The 17,869-nt window shown below is 59.3% G+C and carries 21 protein-coding genes; 14 read left to right on the forward strand and 7 right to left on the reverse strand.

Going from position 1 to position 17,869, the window contains the following annotated elements:
• Window positions 1-22: 22 nt before the first annotated feature.
• Genes fliG through motA form a run of 4 tightly spaced genes read right to left on the reverse strand, consistent with a single transcriptional unit; the run spans window position 23 to window position 3,554 of the window.
• Window positions 23-1,060: a flagellar motor switch protein FliG gene (gene fliG / locus ACQY1P_RS07840; protein ID WP_062453820.1), complete on the reverse strand. Its 1,038-nt coding sequence runs from the start codon at window positions 1,058-1,060 to the stop codon at window positions 23-25.
• Between the two features lie 28 nt (window positions 1,061-1,088).
• Window positions 1,089-1,685 (reverse strand): flagellar motor switch protein FliN, encoded by a 597-nt coding sequence (gene fliN / locus ACQY1P_RS07845; RefSeq protein ID WP_062453819.1) that lies wholly within the window; start codon window positions 1,683-1,685, stop codon window positions 1,089-1,091.
• Window positions 1,686-1,740: 55 nt separating this feature from the next.
• Window positions 1,741-2,679, reverse strand: a complete 939-nt coding sequence (locus ACQY1P_RS07850) for a FliM/FliN family flagellar motor switch protein (RefSeq protein ID WP_430255968.1) — start codon at window positions 2,677-2,679, stop codon at window positions 1,741-1,743.
• Between the two features lie 2 nt (window positions 2,680-2,681).
• Window positions 2,682-3,554: a flagellar motor stator protein MotA gene (gene motA, locus ACQY1P_RS07855; protein ID WP_062453817.1), complete on the reverse strand. Its 873-nt coding sequence runs from the start codon at window positions 3,552-3,554 to the stop codon at window positions 2,682-2,684.
• 205 nt (window positions 3,555-3,759) lie between these two features.
• Between motA and flgF the strand changes: the two genes are divergently transcribed.
• From flgF to ACQY1P_RS07870, 3 genes are read left to right on the forward strand one after another with little or no spacing between them, the layout of a single operon-like run.
• Window positions 3,760-4,494: a flagellar basal-body rod protein FlgF gene (gene flgF, locus ACQY1P_RS07860; RefSeq protein WP_062453816.1), complete on the forward strand. Its 735-nt coding sequence runs from the start codon at window positions 3,760-3,762 to the stop codon at window positions 4,492-4,494.
• 18 nt (window positions 4,495-4,512) lie between these two features.
• Window positions 4,513-5,904, forward strand: coding sequence for a flagellar protein export ATPase FliI (fliI, locus tag ACQY1P_RS07865; RefSeq protein ID WP_430255970.1), 1,392 nt, complete (start codon window positions 4,513-4,515; stop codon window positions 5,902-5,904).
• Between the two features lie 12 nt (window positions 5,905-5,916).
• Entirely contained in the window at window positions 5,917-6,462 is a 546-nt protein-coding gene (locus tag ACQY1P_RS07870) for a hypothetical protein (protein ID WP_062579093.1), read from the forward strand.
• A 143-nt stretch (window positions 6,463-6,605) separates the two neighbouring features.
• On the opposite strand, the gene ACQY1P_RS07875 is transcribed toward ACQY1P_RS07870, so the two are convergent.
• Window positions 6,606-7,571, reverse strand: coding sequence for a flagellin (locus tag ACQY1P_RS07875; RefSeq protein WP_062579095.1), 966 nt, complete (start codon window positions 7,569-7,571; stop codon window positions 6,606-6,608).
• A gap of 297 nt (window positions 7,572-7,868) precedes the next feature.
• Between ACQY1P_RS07875 and flgB the strand changes: the two genes are divergently transcribed.
• The 10 genes from flgB (at window position 7,869) to fliP (ending at window position 14,036) form a co-directional block, all read left to right on the forward strand.
• Window positions 7,869-8,258: a flagellar basal body rod protein FlgB gene (flgB, locus tag ACQY1P_RS07880; protein ID WP_062453812.1), complete on the forward strand. Its 390-nt coding sequence runs from the start codon at window positions 7,869-7,871 to the stop codon at window positions 8,256-8,258.
• Between the two features lie 5 nt (window positions 8,259-8,263).
• Window positions 8,264-8,677: a flagellar basal body rod protein FlgC gene (gene flgC / locus ACQY1P_RS07885; protein ID WP_062453811.1), complete on the forward strand. Its 414-nt coding sequence runs from the start codon at window positions 8,264-8,266 to the stop codon at window positions 8,675-8,677.
• Between the two features lie 2 nt (window positions 8,678-8,679).
• A complete protein-coding gene (locus ACQY1P_RS07890; protein ID WP_062453810.1) occupies window positions 8,680-9,018 on the forward strand; it encodes a flagellar hook-basal body complex protein FliE in 339 nt (112 codons plus the stop codon).
• A 17-nt stretch (window positions 9,019-9,035) separates the two neighbouring features.
• Window positions 9,036-9,824 (forward strand): flagellar basal-body rod protein FlgG, encoded by a 789-nt coding sequence (flgG, locus tag ACQY1P_RS07895; RefSeq protein WP_062453809.1) that lies wholly within the window; start codon window positions 9,036-9,038, stop codon window positions 9,822-9,824.
• Between the two features lie 84 nt (window positions 9,825-9,908).
• The gene (gene flgA, locus ACQY1P_RS07900) at window positions 9,909-10,361 is read left to right on the forward strand and encodes a flagellar basal body P-ring formation chaperone FlgA (protein WP_244473995.1); all 453 of its coding nucleotides are present in this window, start codon (window positions 9,909-9,911) and stop codon (window positions 10,359-10,361) included.
• Between the two features lie 17 nt (window positions 10,362-10,378).
• On the forward strand, window positions 10,379-11,476 hold the full coding sequence (locus ACQY1P_RS07905; RefSeq protein WP_371816134.1) for a flagellar basal body P-ring protein FlgI: 1,098 nt from the start codon (window positions 10,379-10,381) through the stop codon (window positions 11,474-11,476).
• Window positions 11,473-12,030: a MotE family protein gene (locus ACQY1P_RS07910; RefSeq protein ID WP_062453807.1), complete on the forward strand. Its 558-nt coding sequence runs from the start codon at window positions 11,473-11,475 to the stop codon at window positions 12,028-12,030. Before ACQY1P_RS07905 ends, ACQY1P_RS07910 begins: the two co-directional genes overlap by 4 nt.
• Window positions 12,027-12,749, forward strand: coding sequence for a flagellar basal body L-ring protein FlgH (gene flgH / locus ACQY1P_RS07915; protein ID WP_062453806.1), 723 nt, complete (start codon window positions 12,027-12,029; stop codon window positions 12,747-12,749). Before ACQY1P_RS07910 ends, flgH begins: the two co-directional genes overlap by 4 nt.
• 46 nt (window positions 12,750-12,795) lie before the next feature.
• Entirely contained in the window at window positions 12,796-13,302 is a 507-nt protein-coding gene (locus tag ACQY1P_RS07920) for a flagellar basal body-associated FliL family protein (RefSeq protein ID WP_092661182.1), read from the forward strand.
• Window positions 13,299-14,036, forward strand: coding sequence for a flagellar type III secretion system pore protein FliP (gene fliP / locus ACQY1P_RS07925; RefSeq protein WP_062453804.1), 738 nt, complete (start codon window positions 13,299-13,301; stop codon window positions 14,034-14,036). Before ACQY1P_RS07920 ends, fliP begins: the two co-directional genes overlap by 4 nt.
• Before the next feature lie 106 nt (window positions 14,037-14,142).
• Here the strand turns inward: fliP and ACQY1P_RS07930 are convergent, their stop codons facing one another.
• Both ACQY1P_RS07930 and ACQY1P_RS07935 read right to left on the reverse strand, forming a co-directional pair.
• Window positions 14,143-15,021: a flagellin gene (locus ACQY1P_RS07930; protein ID WP_092661184.1), complete on the reverse strand. Its 879-nt coding sequence runs from the start codon at window positions 15,019-15,021 to the stop codon at window positions 14,143-14,145.
• A 279-nt stretch (window positions 15,022-15,300) separates the two neighbouring features.
• Window positions 15,301-16,179: a flagellin gene (locus tag ACQY1P_RS07935; RefSeq protein WP_113109495.1), complete on the reverse strand. Its 879-nt coding sequence runs from the start codon at window positions 16,177-16,179 to the stop codon at window positions 15,301-15,303.
• 585 nt (window positions 16,180-16,764) lie between these two features.
• On the opposite strand from ACQY1P_RS07935, the gene ACQY1P_RS07940 reads away from it, so the two are divergent.
• Window positions 16,765-17,649, forward strand: a complete 885-nt coding sequence (locus ACQY1P_RS07940) for a flagellin (RefSeq protein ID WP_092661188.1) — start codon at window positions 16,765-16,767, stop codon at window positions 17,647-17,649.
• Window positions 17,650-17,869: the final 220 nt, after the last annotated feature.

Consider the following 17,869-nt stretch of genomic DNA (forward strand, 5'->3'; position numbering starts at 1 on the left):
ATGCGTCCGGCAGCGGAGGCAATCAGGCCGCTTCGCTTGCCGGTGCTTCTTTTTCCTTGAGTTCGATCTGGCCGGAATTGGCAAGCCGGATCGCTTCCTGCGAGATCGCGCGGCGGGCAAGCGCCACTTCGCGCGGGTTGATCGTACCGCCGGCGGCAAGATCCGATTCGACCATGCGGCGCTGGCGTGGGCTGAGGCAGACGAGCACGGATTCGCGCATCGGTGCCGACGAACCTTTCAGCGCCATCGTCAGGATGTCGCCCGCGATATCGTTGAGCAGGATGACACGGCTGCGCTGCGGCATGACCATGAGATCTTCGAACAGGAAGATCTTCGGCCGAACCTTCTGGGCTGCTTCCTGGCTGACCTGTTCCAGTGATTCGAGCAGGGAATCGACCTGCGGCTTTTCGAGCTGGTTCATCAGGTCTGCGACCTTGACCGGGCCGGTCGAGTTCCGCTCGGCATCGATTTCGTTGACGAGATCGGCGATCCGCTTTTCGATGATCTGCACCGCCTGCGGATTGACGTTCTTCAGGTTCACCGCACGCTTCATGATGTCGGCACGCAGGCTTTCCGGCAGTTCGACCAGGATCTTCGCACCAAAGGCGGAAGGCAGCATCGAAAGGATGTAGGCGATCGTCTGCGGATGTTCGCGGCCGAGATACTTGCAGATGAAAACCGGATCGGCGTCCTGAAGACGGTCCCAGAGACTGTCCTCGTAGGTCTGGAACGCGGTGCGTCTTCCCAGCAGTCCGTCGACCTCTTCCGGCGTTAGGCCTTCGTCGAGAATCTTTTCCATCGCCATGGCGTTGTCCATCAAACCTGTTCCCTCGGTGAACAGGTCTTCGAACTCGTTGACGAGAGTGGTCAGTTCGTCTGGCGGAATGGCGCGCAGGCTCTGCGCGGAGGCAATGATTGTCTGCAGTTCGGCTTGGGTAAAATACTTCAGCAGCTTACCTGCAACGCCCGTTCCCATTGCGAGCAGAACCGCAGCCGCTTTCTCTGCCTGAGAAAGCGGCTGGCCGGGCAGGTTGTCACTAAAGGTATCGAAGTCCATCATGGGCTTGTCCTAAAACGCTAAATTCATTTTAGCTCTTGGGAGCTCCTGACAATTCAGTGAGCTTTACGCCGAAGCGTGTATCGTCGTCTTCGAGAAGCGTGATTTCGCCGCGGGCGATCAGGCGACCGTTCACGGTGATATCGACCGGCTCGCCGATTTTCTTGTCGAGCGTGATCGTCGTGCCTTCCTTGAGGCTCATCAGACCCTTGACCGGCATGCGGCTTGAACCGAGCACGATCTGGACATCGATCGGAATGTCCAAGATGAGGTCATGATTGGCCTCGAGGCTTTCACCATGCGTGTCGGATCCGAAGCTCGGCATCGCACTTGCGCCACCACCAAAGCTGCTGGCTCCGAAGTCGGACTTGCCAAGGTCGCCACCACCAAAATCGCTGCCGCCGAAATCGGTCGAGCCAAAGTCACTCGTTCCGAAATCCGTCGAACCGAAGCTGTCGCTGCCGAAATCTGAAGCCGGTGACGCGAACGGATCAGCCGACAGCAGCGTGCCGTCCTCGTCCGCCTTCAATGCGCCACGTAGGTCGTCGATCGCGTGTTCCAGATCCAGGCTGCTCGAAGCGATCGGATCTTCAGTCAGTTCGTTTTTGACGGTCGTTTTTCTAGCCATGATCTATTATCCACATCGAAACTTGTCTGAAGCTGCCGGGCGCGGAAGCGCCGCGTCAATTATCGAGAATTTTTTTGAGTATATTGCCGTCTGGAGAGACGTTGGATTTTATCTTTACGGAATAGCTGTCGCCGGACCGGCCGAACTCGCAGCGGTAGATCAGTTTCCCGTTCGCATCCATATCGACCCCAATGTCGCCGATGTCTTCGAACGGTATGGTATCACCAGGCTTCAATCTGGCAATTGAGCCAAGCTTGAGCGGCGTGAGCTTGATGCGCGCGCAAAGATCGATCTGCGAGCGCAGCACGTGATCGGCAACGGCGTCGGCCGGCGCCGGAAGACTGTTTGCCAGTTGTCCGGAAGGACGGGTGATCGTCGTCTTCAGCAACACGCTTTGCGGAATGACGATCACGACCTCCCCCGTCAGCGATCCAAGCTTGACCTGAAGCCGGACCGCGGCTGCGAAACAGTCGGGGATCTCCAGCGATTGCCGGGCGTAGTCGGTGATCGGATAGCATGGCGACAGCACCGGCTCGAACTCCCCCTTGGGGCCGAGGCCGAGGCGAAGCACGCCCGCGATCCGCGAAACGAGCAGCGATGCGATATCGCCCTCGATAGACGTCAACGTGCGCGTGTCGTCAGAAGGCTGGTCGGTATCGCCGAGCAGCTGCGCGATCATGGCGATCGGCAGGCTGTTCCGGGTGGCGATCACGAAATGGGTACACCAGTTGCGCTGACTGGCGCTGACAAGCGTGTAACCCGAGCCAAGCCCCGCGATGACCTGAGAGCGCAGACCGGAGACGTGGCCGGCATATTCGACGCCGATGTCGAGCTGCATTTCCTCTTGGACGACATCGCCGAGAAGCTGGCATTGCAGGGCCGCAACATCGCTGCAGCAATGGGCAATCGTCTTCACGTCACCCAGGCTGCCTGTCAGCCGCGCAAGGACGATCTGGTCAATCGGCTTAGTGACTTCGCTCGACGGATTGTTCATCGTTAGGCCGCCTTGCTCTCACCACCGGGGTTCATCATCTCCTGCTCGACGGCGTCGATCGAAGGACGATCGCCGTTGCCGATGGTCTTGCGACCGTATTCGAGAGCGACCTGCGGTACGGAGCCGTTCATGTAGGCGATGAGCGTCTGCTTGACGATCGTGTAGAGGCGATGCTGCTTTGTGCGGACGACCTTGATCTGCGAGGTCAGCGGATTGCAAACGCAGTAGGAGAGAATGATACCGAGCATGGTGCCGACCAGTGCGGCGCCGATCAGTCCGCCGAGGACCTCAGGCGACTCGTTGATCTTGCCCATGGCCTTGATGACACCGAGAACGGCGGCGACGATACCGATGGCCGGGAAGGAGTCTCCCATTGCGGTAATCGCATGATAGGGCTTGAGCTTGTCCGACAGCATCGTCTCCAGCTCTTCGTCCATCAGCGCCTCGATCTCGTGGCTGCGGGCGTTGCCGATGATGATCAGGCGAACATAGTCGCAGATGAACACGGTCAGCTGCTTGTTTTTCAGAACCGTCGGAGCCGTCTGGAAGATCGACGATTCCTGCGGATTGTCGATATGCGCTTCGATCTCGTTGCGCGGCTTGGTTCTGAGGTCGCGCATCAGTGCGTAGAGAACGCCGAGGATGTCGAGATATTCGCGCTCCTTGGGAACCGCGAACTTGAAGGCTTCACCCAGTGCCTTGCCGCTGTCTTTCACGACCTTGATCGGGTTGGCCATGATAAAGCCGCCCAGGCCTGCGCCGCCGATGATCACCAGCTCGAAAGGCTGGAACAGAACATTGAGATGGCCGCCCATGGCCATGAAGCCACCAAGCACGCAGCCAATAGTGATTATGAAACCCACAATGATCATCATTTTGATGTGTATCCGCCGTCATTAATGCAGCGGAACATCTAGGCGGGTAGCCTTGCGTGAAGCTGGCTATCGCGGCCTCGCCGCCGTTTCGCATTTTCGATCAGCTTCACACAAGCAACCCCTGTTTGAATGCGCACGAAGGCCGGTTCAGGCCGCTCGGCGATTCCTCGATGGTAGGAGCCGCTTCATCTCAGGAGATCCATCGATGCAATCTGGTATTTATGTTGGCCTGTCGGCCCAAATGGCGCTTGAGCGGCGGTTGACGACCGTCGCGGACAACATGGCCAACATGAACACCGTCGGCTTCCGGGCGACCGAAGTAAAGTTCGACCAGATGCTCGCCAAAATCGACAACAACATCTCCGCGTCGGTCTCCTTCGTGTCGCAGGGCAACGACTACCTCTCCACGAGATCGGGAGAACTGCAGCAGACCGGCAACCCTCTCGACTTTGCGGTCAAGGGTGACGCATGGATGGCGATCGATACGCCGGCGGGCCAGGTCCTGACCCGTGACGGACGCTTCACCATGGCAGACACGGGCGAACTCCAGTCAATCCGGGGCTATCCGGTTCTCGATGCCGGCGGTGGCGCCATCCAGCTCGACCGCAACGGCGGCCCGCCCTCGGTCGGCACCGATGGCCGCATCATGCAGGACGGCAGGATTGTCGCTTCGCTGGGTCTCTTCCAGGCCGATCTTTCCAAGGGCTATCTGCGCTATGAAAACAGCGGCGTCCTGCCGTCGTCACCGGCACAGCCGGTCGTCGACAACAGCGACGTCGGCGTCATGCAGGGCTTTATCGAGCAGTCGAACGTCAACGGCATCGGCCAGATGACCGAGCTGATCTCGATCAGCCGCAATTTTGAAAGCATTTCCTCGCTTCTCAGCTCCACAGACAGCAGCTTCACCGAGGCCATCAAGACCTTGGGCGGTAGCCAGTAAGCCGGAAAACGATCCCCCATGACCGCAAGTCAGACAGTTCACGGCCCGGCAAACAAGCTCGATCTCTTGGCAGCCCTTGTTGGGCGCCACACCGGGCCGGCCTTTGCGTTTGCACCGGGCGGCGTGGTCACCGCAATTTCCGCGACCTATTACACCGTCAGCGGCCTTTCGAAACATGTCAGGCTGGGCGACTTCGTCGAGCATTGCAGCAGTGTTGGTACGCATCTCGGCCAGGTGATCAAGGTCGAGTCCGACCAGGTTCTCATCTGCCCGATCGAACCGGGCGAGCCGATCGGCATCCGTGACAGTGTTCTGCGCATCGGTGAGTTCAAGGTATCCCCGCATGACAGCTGGTGTGGTCGCGCCATCGATGCGCTGTGCCGGCCGATCGACGACCGCGGCCCGCTCGTGCAGGGCGACGTGGCGCGGTCGATCATGAGTACCGCGCCGCCATCCATGTCCCGCCGCCGTGTCGAGGAAGGTTTCCGTACCGGCGTCAAGGCGATCGATATCTTCACGCCGCTCTGCTTCGGCCAGCGTCTCGGCATTTTCGCAGGCTCGGGCGTCGGCAAGTCGACGCTCCTGTCGATGATGGCCGGCGCCGATGCGTTCGACCGCGTCGTGATTGCGCTGGTCGGTGAACGCGGCCGCGAGGTGCGCGAATTCATCGAAGACACGATGGGCGAGAACATGAAGAAATCCATCGCCGTGGTGGCCACCAGCGATGAAAGCCCGATGCTGCGCAAGATGGCGCCGCTGATCGCCATGACCATTGCCGAGCACTTTCGCGACAAGGGCGAAAACGTGCTGTTCATCGCAGACAGCGTGACGCGCTTTGCGCATGCGGTGCGTGAAGTCGCGATCGCCGGCGGCGAGTTGCCGATTTCGCGCGGCTATCCGGCTTCGGTGTTTACCGAACTGCCCAAACTGCTGGAACGGGCAGGGCCGGGCCTCGAAGACAGCGGCACGATCACCGCCATCATTTCCGTCCTCGTCGACGGCGATAACCACAACGATCCGGTCTCCGACTCCGCCCGCGGCATTCTCGACGGCCACATCGTGCTGGAGCGCGGTCTCGCCGACGAAGGTCGCTACCCGCCGATCAATCCCCTGTCGTCGATCTCGCGTCTCGCCCGAAAAGCCTGGACGCCCGACCAGGAGAAACTGGTCATGCGGTTGAAAACACTGATGCATCGCTTCGAGGAAACCCGCGATCTGCGCCTGATCGGTGGCTACCGGCAAGGGACCGATGCCGATCTCGACATGGCGGTGAGGCAGGTGCCCGCGATCTATGAAGTGCTGAAGCAGACGCCCGGCGACAAGCGCGTTGCCGACGCCTACGCGGAGCTGGCCATCGCGCTGCGCAATGTCGCGGCCCAAGGCCAGATGCCGGCTCTCAAGAGGGGTTGATGAGGATTGGGGATGAAATTCACGCAACGGCAGAAACTGGCAAAACGCTTCAAGAAGAAGTCGGACGAAAAGACCACGGCGGCAGACATCACGCTGAAGGGCGGCACGTTGTTGCTCGCCGTCGCCGCCGCCATGTTCCCGTGGTACGTCTTCCTCAACGAAGATAAGTTCGGCGTCAACGTTTCGGGTTGGGAGCAACTGCGCGACCTGCGCAGCTTCCGTCAGCGCGACGTGGTCGAAGTACCGCCGATGTCGGTGGCCCGCAGACCGCCCGAGGACCCGACCGACCTGCTTGTAACGGCAACAGTTCCCAAGGCGGGCTCGGCCGATGCGAAGGGCGAGGACACGGGCACTCAGCAGCCGTTCCCTGGACGCTCCAGCTTCCGTCTTCTTCACGTCGCCAACGGACGCGCGATGATCGAGGACGATCGGGGAATGTACATTGTTCAGACCGGTTCGGTCCTGCCGGACAACAGCCGCCTGGCCGCGCTTACCCAGAAGAACGGCAAATGGGTGATCGTCACCTCCACCGGAGAAATGTACGAAAGCGCCCAGTAAGAAACTGGCAGCACAACAAAAAGCTTCGGCACGTCCGTACGCTGCCCATCAAAGCTGTATCCAGCTTTGATGGGGTCAGTTCACCGGCGTCCGAGGCTTTTTATTGCGATAATTTCAGAGCCGTGGCGCTGAAGAGGGCCGCCCTACCTAAAGAGGGTCGCGAGGCTCTGCAGATGGGTATTGGCCATGCCGAGGATTTGGGACGAAAGCTCCTGCTGGGCCTGATAGGCGCTGACCTTGGTCGACTCCGCCTCCATGTCCGCATCGATGAGGTGCGAGATGCTCTTGTCAAACACGTCCGCCAGGCTCGAAACGAAGCTCGACTGGGTATCGATCCGGTTCGACATCGTCCCAAGCGTTGAACCGAGCGTCGTCAGCTTCTGCTGAATGTAGTTCATGACGTTGATCATGTCGTCGATGTCTTCGGACGTCGTCTCGTCGGTCAGTTCGATCGGGGAACCATCCGTGGCGATCTCCGACCCTGCGTCCAGCAGATAATACTGTTTGCCCGAGCCGGTTCCGTTCGAGGCAAGAGTACTCGGATCGATCGAGCTCGTAAGAAGCCCGCGGTTTGCATCGCCGGTATCGATCAGCGTGGAATTTGTTGCATCGAATGTCGCGTAGGACAGCGATACTGAACCCGACACACTGCGCTGGAAATAGGCCGGAACGGTCTTCGCGCCAGCGTCGGCCTCCGACGAGTTGTAAAGCCAGTTGTCACTCCCGAACGATGCGGATTTGATCAGTGACGAGAGGCTGGCCTTGAGATCGCTGATTGTGGCGTTGACGGCGCTCTGGTCGACACCGTCTTCCTTGGCGGTGGTCAGGTTGGCCACGATCTGGTCGGCAATATCGATCGACGATTCGACAGCGGAATAGGCGGCATCGACCTTTGCGGCGCCAAGACCGAGCGCATCGTTCACGCTGCTCAGAATTTTCGTGTCCGACGTCATCGAATTTGCGACCGACCAGTAGCTCGCATTATCCGCCGGGGAATTGATCTTGTAGCCGCTGGAGGTACGCTTCTGTGCCTCTTCCAGCGAATCACTGGTGAACAGCAGAGTCTGCAACGCACTCTGGATATAGCTGACGGAGATAGCGTCGGACATCAGGCATGATCCTTGAAAACTAAGGGATTTTGCCAAAACATCTGGCTGCGATCGAATGGCTTCATGCCCGCCTGGTCGAAGACGCAGGCCCATCGCTTTTGCAGCAATTTGTAAGCTTATGTTTAACAGAAAGTTAATTAGGCCTCAACGGTCGACCGGCAAAACCTCGTGCAACGGGTCCGCACCCACGCAGGATTCATCTTGGATGCCGTGCTCGCCGCGGGTCTGCGGGCATCAGCACAAGTCCCACGCAAGTTTCTAATCTTACTCCTTTGTCGAGAAGACGGAGAAGACGTGATGCAACAGATCCAATTGTTTGAGCTTGCCTCCAGGCAGGCGGAGTGGCTGTCGATCCGGCAACAAGTCGTCAGCACCAACATCGCCAACGCGAATACACCGCAATACCGGGCACAGGACGTGACGCCGTTCCAATCGGTACTCGACGCCTCGAACATCCCGATGGCGCGCACCAATTCGGCCCATTTCGCCAGCGTCGGCCTCGGCTCGGACAATGTCGACGTCAGGGACGAAGATCTCAACAACGAGATCGGCAATCAGGAGTCGGGCAACACGGTTGCTGTTGCCAGCGAACTCTCCAAGAGCGGGGAGATCAAGCGCCAGTACGAGCTGAATACGCAGCTGGTGAAGGCGTTCCACAACATGATGTTGACCGCAGTCGGCAAGTGAGCCCAATGGATCCTTTATCAGCAGCCCTCAAGATTTCTGGCAGCGGCATGGAAGCGGAAGCGACCAGGCTCCGCATCGTGTCGGAAAACATCGCCAACGCCCGCACCACCGGCGATACGCCGGGTGCCGATCCCTATCGCCGCAAGACGGTGACGTTCGGCGCCGAACTCGACCGGGCAACAGGGGTCAGGACCGTCGGCGTCCAGAAGATCGGTGTCGACAAGGGTGACTTCGTTGAAGAACTCGACCCCAGCAATCCGGCAGCGGACGCAAACGGCGTCGTCAAGATGCCGAACGTCAACATGCTGATCGAAATGGCAGACCTGCGTGAAGCAAACCGCAGCTACGAGGCAAATCTCCAGAGCATTCGCCAGTCCCGCGATCTGATCTCGGCGACCATCGATCTCTTGAAAGGTTAAAGATGATCAATCCTATTGAGGGCCTCGGCCTGTTCACAAAGCAGACCGACGGCGTCTCCGGCGACAATACGGCAGCAAATGTTCTCGGCACCGCGGTCAACGCGGCAACGACGGCCGTTGCAGGACCGGGCTTCGGTGATGTCCTGGGCAGCATGGCAACAGACGCGATCAACGCCGTCAAGGGCGGTGAAACTGCATCGTTTGCCGGCATCCAGGGCAAGGCGAACACGCGTGAAGTGGTCGATGCCGTTCTCCAGGCCGAACAGGCGCTGAAGACTGCGACGGCGTTCCGCGACAAGATCGTGTCCGCCTACCTCGACATCACCAAGATGCAGATCTAGAGACTGGAGCAGAGACCATGAGAGCACTAGCAATTGCCGCCACCGGCATGGATGCGCAGCAGACCAATCTCGAAGTCATCGCAAACAACATCGCCAACATCAACACGACCGGCTTCAAGCGGTCGCGTGCCGAGTTTACCGACCTTCTCTATCAGACCGAGCGCGCTTCGGGCGTCGCCAACCGCGCCGATCAGTCCGCTGTGCCGGAAGGTGCCAATATCGGTCTCGGTGTTCAGACGCAGTCCGTCCGCAAGCTCCACATCCAGGGCGAAATCACCCAGACGAGCAACGATCTCGACATGGCGATCGTCGGGCGTGGTTGGTTCATGGTCGAAGGCACCAACGGTGAGACCCTCTACACCCGCGCCGGGTCCTTCAACAAGGATGCCAACGGAAGACTGGTGACTGCCGACGGTTACGGTGTCATCCCGCAAATCACCATTCCGACTGACGCGACGTCGGTCAGCGTCAGCGAAGACGGGATCGTCAATGCGACGATCGGGACATCGACGACCCCGACGGAACTCGGCCAGATCACTCTGACCAACTTCGTCAACGATGCTGGTCTGAAGCCTTTGGGCGACAACCTGTTTTCTGAAACGGCGGCATCCGGGCAGCCGGTCGTCGCCAACCCGCAGGAGACTGGCTTCGGCTACCTCAAGCAGGGCTATCTCGAGAACTCCAACGTCGATTCAGTCAAGGAGATCACCGATCTGATCTCCGCTCAGCGTGCGTATGAAATGAACTCGAAGGTGATCACCACCGCCGACGAGATGGCGCAGATCGTCAGCCAGAACCTCAAGTAGCGGAAGATAGAAGGCGGACCGAGCATGATGCTTTGGCAAGAGAACGTCCGGAAAACCGGTCGGGCAAGCAGCTGGAAAACCGGAATGAAGACCTGGCTGGCCGGGGCGCTTTTGAGCGCGCTCATCCTGCCGGGGGCGGCATTCGCGGAGCCGCGCAATGCCGTCGTGCCCAGCACCACGATCTATCCGGGCGATACGATCGGCGAGGCGTTCGTCAGCGAGGTGGCCGTCACCAATCCGAATATCGCGCCGGGCTATGCCAGTTCGCTGGATCAGGTGGTCGGCAAGGTCACGCGCAAGACGCTGCTTGCCGGCCGCACCATTCCTTTGAACGTTCTCCGCGATCCTTTCACGGTCAAGCGCGGCACAAGTGTCAGGCTTACCTTCTCGTCGCAGCGCATGGTCATCGCTGCCCGCGGCGCGCCCATGGACGATGCGATGACAGGCGAGGTCATCAAGGTCAGGAACCTCGATACGGGCGTCATGGTCAACGGCACGGTGATGGCGGACGGCAGCGTCGAGGTGGTTCAGAAATGAGTATGGTCCGGAAACTGATGATTGCGGCGATCGCGGTCATCACGATGCTGCCCGTCACCGATGCCACGGCCACGTCGTCCCGCATCAAGGATATCGCTTCGCTGCAGTCCGGTCGCGAGAACCAGTTGATCGGCTATGGCCTGGTCGTGGGTCTGCAGGGAACCGGCGACAGCCTGCGTTCGTCTCCGTTCACCGATCAGTCGCTGCGCGCCATGCTGCAGAACCTCGGCATCTCGACGCAGGGCGGTCAGTCCAGCGCCAAGAACATTGCTGCGGTCATGGTCACCGCCAATCTTCCCTCGTTTGCAAGCCCCGGCAGCCGCATCGACGTCAATGTCAGCTCGCTCGGCGACGCCACCTCGTTGCGGGGCGGCACGCTGATCATGACATCGCTCACCGGTGCCGACGGACAGATCTATGCCGTCGCGCAAGGATCGGTGATCGTCTCCGGCTTCAACGCACAGGGTGCTGCTGCGACACTGACCGAAGGCGTCACCACAGCCGGTCGTGTGCCGTCGGGAGCGATCATCGAGCGCGAGCTTCCGTCCAAGTTCAAGGATTCGGTCAATCTGGTGCTGCAGCTTCGCAACCCGGATTTCTCGACATCGGTTCGGATCGCCGATGTCGTCAACGCCTATGCCCGCCGCACCTTCGGCGATCCGATCGCCGAAGCGCGCGACAGCCAGGAAGTGGTTGTCCAGAAACCGCGCTCAGCCGACCTGACCCGCCTGATGGGCGACATCGAAAATCTCGTGGTCCAGACCGACGCCCCCGCACGCGTGGTGATCAACGAGCGCACCGGTACGATCGTCATCGGCGCCGATGTCCGGGTCGCCCGAGTTGCGGTCAGCTACGGAACGTTGACTGTTCAGGTCACCGAGACGCCGCAGGTCATCCAGCCCGAACCGTTCTCAAGGGGCGAAACGGCGGTGCAGCCGCAGACCGATATCATGGCCGAAAAGACCGGCGGACCGATTGCCGTCATCGACGGACCTGATCTGAAGACGCTGGTCGCCGGCCTGAACAATATCGGCGTCAAGCCGGACGGCATCATCTCGATCCTCCAGGCGATAAAGTCTGCCGGAGCCCTGCAAGCGGAGCTCGTTCTGCAATGACCAACACAGTTTCAAGCAGGTTCCCGGTTCTCGCCACTCGCAGCTCGGTCTATCTGATCGCCGCCGCTCTCTCGCTCTGCCTCCTACCGGGCGCCCGCGCGCAGCAGCAGCCGCAGCTTCTCGGCGCCGCACAGGAAGCCGGTGGCAGCCAGCAGGAAGTCCAGCAGTTCTGCGGCAACATCGTCGATTCGGCCCGCGACCAGCGTTATCTCCTGCAGAAGCAGGAACTGGAAAAGCTGCAGGGCGACATCAACACGCGCATCACCGAGCTCGAAAATCGGCGCGCCGAATATCAGGACTGGCTGAAGAAACGCAACGCGTTCCTGGCCAGCGCCAAGGCCAGTCTGGTCGAAATCTACAAGACGGCAAAGGCTGACGAAGTCGCGCCGCAGTTCGACCAGATGAACATCAACATTGCGGCCGCCATCATCATGCAGCTGCCACCGCGGCAATCGGGCCTGATCCTTGCCGAAATGGACGCCCAGAAGGCTGCCATGGTCGCAATGATCATGGCGAGCGCCGCAGACCCCAATACTTCCAAGGACCCGTCATGAAAAAGCAACTCACGGCTCTTCTTGCGATGACATCGCTGATCGCCGGATGTCAGAACGGGCAGATGACGACCATCAAGGAAATCGGCAATGCGCCGGCCATGAGCCCGATCGGCAGCGGCCTGCAATATGGCCAGACGCAGCAGATGTCGATGTATCCGAAGCAGCCGCGCCACATGGCGAGCGGCTTCTCGCTGTGGAGCGACAGCCAGGGCGCCCTGTTCAAGGATGCCCGTGCGCTGAACGTTGGCGACATCCTGACGGTCAATATCTCGATGAACGACAAGGCGAGCTTTGACAACGAGACGGATCGCAGCCGCAAGAATTCCAAGACCACCAACTGGCAGGCCGCCGCGGAAATTCTTGGCTGGAAGCCGGAGGCAGATTCGACGGCGGGCTTTGATTCCGATAGCCAGTCGAACGGCAAGGGCTCCATCAGCCGCGCCGAGAAGCTCACACTTCTCGTGGCCGCGGTCGTCACCGGCGTTCTCGAAAACGGAAATCTCATCATCAGCGGCTCGCAGGAAGTGCGCGTCAACCATGAGATCCGCATCCTCAACGTTGCCGGCATCGTGCGCCCTCAGGACGTGAATGCCGAGAACACGATATCCTATGAGAAGATTGCCGAAGCACGCATCTCCTACGGCGGCCGCGGTCGCCTGATGGAAGTCCAGCAGCCGCCGGTCGGCCAGCAGATCAGCGACATCTTCTCGCCGATCTGACCGGGCGCGATTCGATGTCCCTCACTACTAGCGGAGTTTAGCCACCATGACCGACGCCAGCCTCACGGCGGATCAACCAGCGAAGAAAAAGTCTTCCCTGGTGATGACTGCGGCGGCCGTACTGGGACTGACGGTCGTCGGCGTGGGCGGAGGCTGGGTTGTCGGCAAGATGATCGTCCCGTCGCCGGTCGTGGAGGAGGCACCTGCCGCCGGTCATGGCGCAGCCGCGGCCCCTGCCGGGGGAGGGGAACACGGCGCCGCTGCCGGTGCGAGCCACGTCCGGCCGCTGGAACCGATCATTGCCAACCTCGCCTATCCTTCGGACAGCATGGTCCGCCTCGAGGTTTCGTTAATATTCGGTGAAAACATCGATGAAGCGGTGGCGGCTTCCATTCAGGAAGATATACTCGCCTATATGCGGACCTTGTCGCTGCAGCAAATTCAGGGGCCACGCGGCTTCGGTTATCTCCGAGATGACCTGAAGGAACGCGCCAAGCTGAGGTCTCAGGGCAAGGTTGCTGATCTGGTGTTCAGGACTTTCATCATCGAATGATTCGTTTTTTAGCCGTTCTTGCTCTCTTCGCTGCGTTACCCGACGCGGCGAATGCGCAACAGTCTGCCCTGGACATGCTGAACCTGCCGGTCGACGGCTCGGTTTCCGCCTGGATCATCCGCACCTTCGGCCTGCTGACGGTTCTATCCATCGCGCCCGGCATCCTGATCATGGTGACGAGCTTCCCGCGCTTCATTATCGCGTTCTCGATCCTGCGGTCCGGCATGGGCCTTTCGACCACACCGTCCAACATGATCCTCACCAGCATGGCGTTGTTCATGACCTTCTACGTCATGGCGCCGACAATGGACCGTGCATGGCAGGATGGCGCACAGCCGCTTTTGCAGAACCAGATCAACGAGGCCGAAGCGATACAGCGCATCGCGCAGCCGTTCCGCGAATTCATGATTGCCAACGTCCGCGACAAGGATGTGGCGCTGTTCGTCGACATCGCCCGGGAACGCGGCCAGACGGTCACGCTCGGCGCGCAGACGGACTACCGCGTGCTGATCCCGGCATTCATGCTGTCGGAAATCCGCCGCGGCTTCGAAATCGGCTTTCTCATCGTCCTGCCGTTCCTTGTCATCGACATGATCGTTGCCAGCATCACCATGGCGATGGGCATGATGATGCTGCCGCCAACCTCGATCTCGCTGCCGTTCAAGATCCTTTTCTTCGTCCTTATCGACGGCTGGAACCTTCTCGTCGGCTCGCTGGTGAGATCGTTCTCGTAAGGCACGGCGCCTTCTCCAAGGCGAAGTTTTATTCCCGGACAACGTGACGAAAGAAAGGCCGCGCATTGAGCGCGGCCTTTCTTTCGTATGTTGGACCAAACGCGTCTTACTGGAAGAGCGTGAGGATGTTTTCCGAGCTGGAATTCGCGATCGACAGCGACTGGACAGCGAGCTGCTGCTGCGTCTGCAGGGCAGACAGCTTGGCAGACTCTTCTTCCATGTCAGCGTCTACGAGACGGCTGATGCCCTCATCGATGGCGTCCGAAAGCTGGTTGGAATAGTCCGTCTGGAGATCGATACGGGTAGTCAGTGCACCGAGAGCGGCGCCGCCGATGGTCATGCTCGCAAGAGCAGTTTCCACAGTGTCGAGCATCGCTGCGATGTCGGTTTCGTCAGTGATCGTGGCGAGATCGATGTCCATGGTGTCGTTGAGGACGCCGCCGGTGCCGACGCCGCCGGACACGTCATCGAACAGAGCATAGGTCGGGATGTCGTAGGAGGCGGACGTGACCTTGACTGTACCGTCATCGCTGCGGATGAAGCCGTCTACGACCGTACCGCCGTCTGTCTGGTCGCCAGTGACCATCCAGTTCTCGCCGCTGAAGGAAGCGCCCTGCGCGATCGACGAGAGCTGTTCCTGAAGCTTGTCGATTTCGAGCTGGATCTGTTCCTTGTCGGTCGAGGTTTCCGTTGCCGTAACCAGCTTGGCCTTGATCTCGTTAACGACGTCGATGGCGCTTTCCATCGCGGCATAGGCCGTGTCGACCTTCGCAGCGCCAACGCCAAGCGCGTCGGTAGCGGAGTTGAGGGCCTTCTGGTCGGAATTCATTGTGGTGGAGATCGACCAGTAAGCAACGTTGTCCGATGCTTTGCTGACCTTGTAGCCGGAAGAAACGCGGTCCTGAGTGTCTTCCAGGCCCTTGTTGATGTTGCTGAGCGTCTGAAGTGCAGAATTCGCTGCAGTGTTGGTAAGGATACTCGTCATGTTACTAAACCCCTAGGCAAAACAAAAAGGAGGGGACATTCCGGAAGCACCGGAAAGCGGCCTGAGTGCATCATGCCAGTCGGAAAATACTCACTCATTCCGGCCCGCCGCTTAGATGAGCTTAGATAACAGCATTAACGTTAATGAAGTCCGAAGGCTGACGATCTTTGACGAGAAAAAATATCTTTCTTTACCATGATCCGATCGAAGGTACGGAAAAAGCCCCGGGGATGACCCGGGGCTTTCCTTGAACAAACCAGAAGGTAACGGCTGGTCTTCTTACTGGAACAGCGAGAGCACGTTCTGCGAAGAGGAGTTCGCAATCGACAGCGACTGGATGGCGAGCTGCTGCTGGGTCTGCAGGGCAGACAGCTTGGCAGATTCTTCTTCCATGTCGGCGTCGACCAAGCGGCTTACGCCTTCTTCGATCGCGTCAGACAGCTGGCCGGAATAGTCCGACTGCAGGTCGATACGGGTGGTCAGAGCACCAAGTGCGCCGCCAGCGATCGTCATGCTGGAAAGAGCCGTTTCAACAGTTGAGAGGTAGGTTGCGATGTCCGTGTCGCTCGTCGAGTCCGTGAGATCGGCAGTCGCCATCAGATCGCCGAGGATACCGCCGCTGCCGACGCCGGCTGTGACCGAGTCAAACAGTGCGTTGGTTTCGATGTCGTAGGTTGCCGTCGTGACCTTGACAGCGCCGTCTGCGTCGCGAACGAAGCCGTCGACAACGCTGGCAGAGTCCTGGTCGCCCTTGACGATCCAGTTTTCACCGCTGAACGAAGCGCCTTCGGCGATCGAGGACAGCTGTTCTTTCAGCTTGCCGACTTCGAGCTGGATCTGAGCCTTGTCGGTCGAGCTTTCCGAAGCGGTAACAAGCTTCGCCTTGATTTCGTTGACGACGTCGATGGCGCTTTCCATGGCGGCATAGGCGGTATCAACCTTGGCAGCGCCAACGCCCAGAGCGTCGGAAGCAGCGTTGAGGGCGCCCTTGTCGGAATTCATCGTGGTCGAGATCGACCAGTAGGCAACGTTGTCCGAAGCCTTGCTCACCTTGTAGCCGGTCGAAACGCTGTTCTGCGTCTGCTCCAGGCTCTTGTTGATGGTGCTCAGTGTCTGAAGAGCGGACGAAGCAGAAGAATTGAAGTTGATGCTAGTCATGGATTGTCCCCTTGGACTCTATACAAAAAAGGAGGACATACCGGGTTCGGTAGTGTCACCGGCAAATGACGGTCCGGCTTCATGCCTCTTGTTCCTTACCGGATCCAAGCCCGTCATCTAGGCTGCAATTTCGCAGCCATTCCTTGCCAAGGTCTTAAATCTGGCGGCATTGCTAAAACAGCTTCCAGCGTGGTTAATGACTTCAAAACAACAGCAAAATCACGCCGTTGCAGGTATGTTCGCCAGGCTGTCCGAAGGTGGAACGCGCAGCGGCGTTGGAGCCGCGATTCAGCTCCGGTGAAACGATGGGATCCTTTCCAACTCTATCCTGCGAACAGACCGTGGAGGCATTCGTTCACGCTCCCGCAAAACCTACCGCCCATTAATCTTCGTTCGCGAAAGCTGAAAATGTTCCAGCACGCGTTAACTTTTGTTCCCGCTTTAACCCTCCATTAACCATAAGATGATTTTCTGTATCCATCGCAACGGCGAGCCGAATGCAAGGGCGCGGCAGGCATGAAGCTGATCGTCGTTACCGGAACACCCGGGATGCCCTCCCATCCAATGCCATAAGGGGCAGTTTTAATGACCAGCATCTTGACCAACAACGCCGCAAACTCTGCACTTCAGACGTTGAGGGGTATCAACGATAGCCTGGAGCAGGCGCAGAGCCGTGTATCCTCGGGCTATCGCGTATCCGAGGCCTCCGACAACGTTGCCTACTGGTCGATCTCGACCACGATGGGTTCCGACAAGGACGCTTTGGTGGCTGCGACCGACGCTCTGGGAGTTGGTGCTGCAAAGGTCGATACGGCCTACGCCGCCATGGAAAGCGCTATCGACGTCGTCAACGAAATCAAGTCGAAGATCGTCACCGCGAACGAAAACTCGACCGACAAGGCACAGATCCAGCTTGAAATCACCAAGCTGCAGGAACAGCTGTCCTCGATCGCCCAGGGCGCTTCGTTCAGCGGTGAAAACTGGATGGTCGCCGCTACCGGCGCCGACCCGGAATCGGTCGTCGACGGCTTCATCCGCAACGACGACGGTACAGTCGAAGTCACGACGGCATCCTATGACGTTGCAACCAACGCCATGTTCGGCTCCATCGATGCCGACGGCGTCGGTTCGGGCGGTCTTCTTGGCGATGTCATGGACATCACCCTGACGGCCGCCACCACGGACACAGAACTCGCAGAATATCTCGACAATGTCGAACTGGCTCTCTCCAGCCTTACGGATGCAGGTGCTGCCCTCGGCGCGCTGACCACCCGTATCGACCTTCAGACCAGCTATGCCGGAACTCTGACGGATGCGATCGAGGAAGGCATCAGCCGCCTCGTCGACGCCGACATGGAAGAAGAGTCTGCCAGACTGTCTGCTCTGCAGACGCAGCAGCAGCTGGCCGTCCAGTCGCTGTCGATTGCAAACTCCAGCTCCGAGAACATTCTTACGCTCTTCCAGCAGTAAGATTGAACATACCAGCGAAATTATGCCGGCCGCGCTTTCGAGCGCGGCCGATTGCATTTGCGGTACGGCTCTTGCGGCGTAGGTGTCAGGTATCTGGTGTCGTCGCACCTTGTCGTTCAGGTTCACGAGGACTGCATCATCCTCGCACAAGTTTAACTTCCTAATTTCTGATCTATTCCCATGGCGAACTCCGCCGCCCCGGCGATCGGGCGCGGGCCGG

This window comes from Neorhizobium sp. DAR64872/K0K18 (assembly GCF_050500175.1).
GTDB classification, from domain to species: domain Bacteria; phylum Pseudomonadota; class Alphaproteobacteria; order Rhizobiales; family Rhizobiaceae; genus Neorhizobium; species Neorhizobium soli.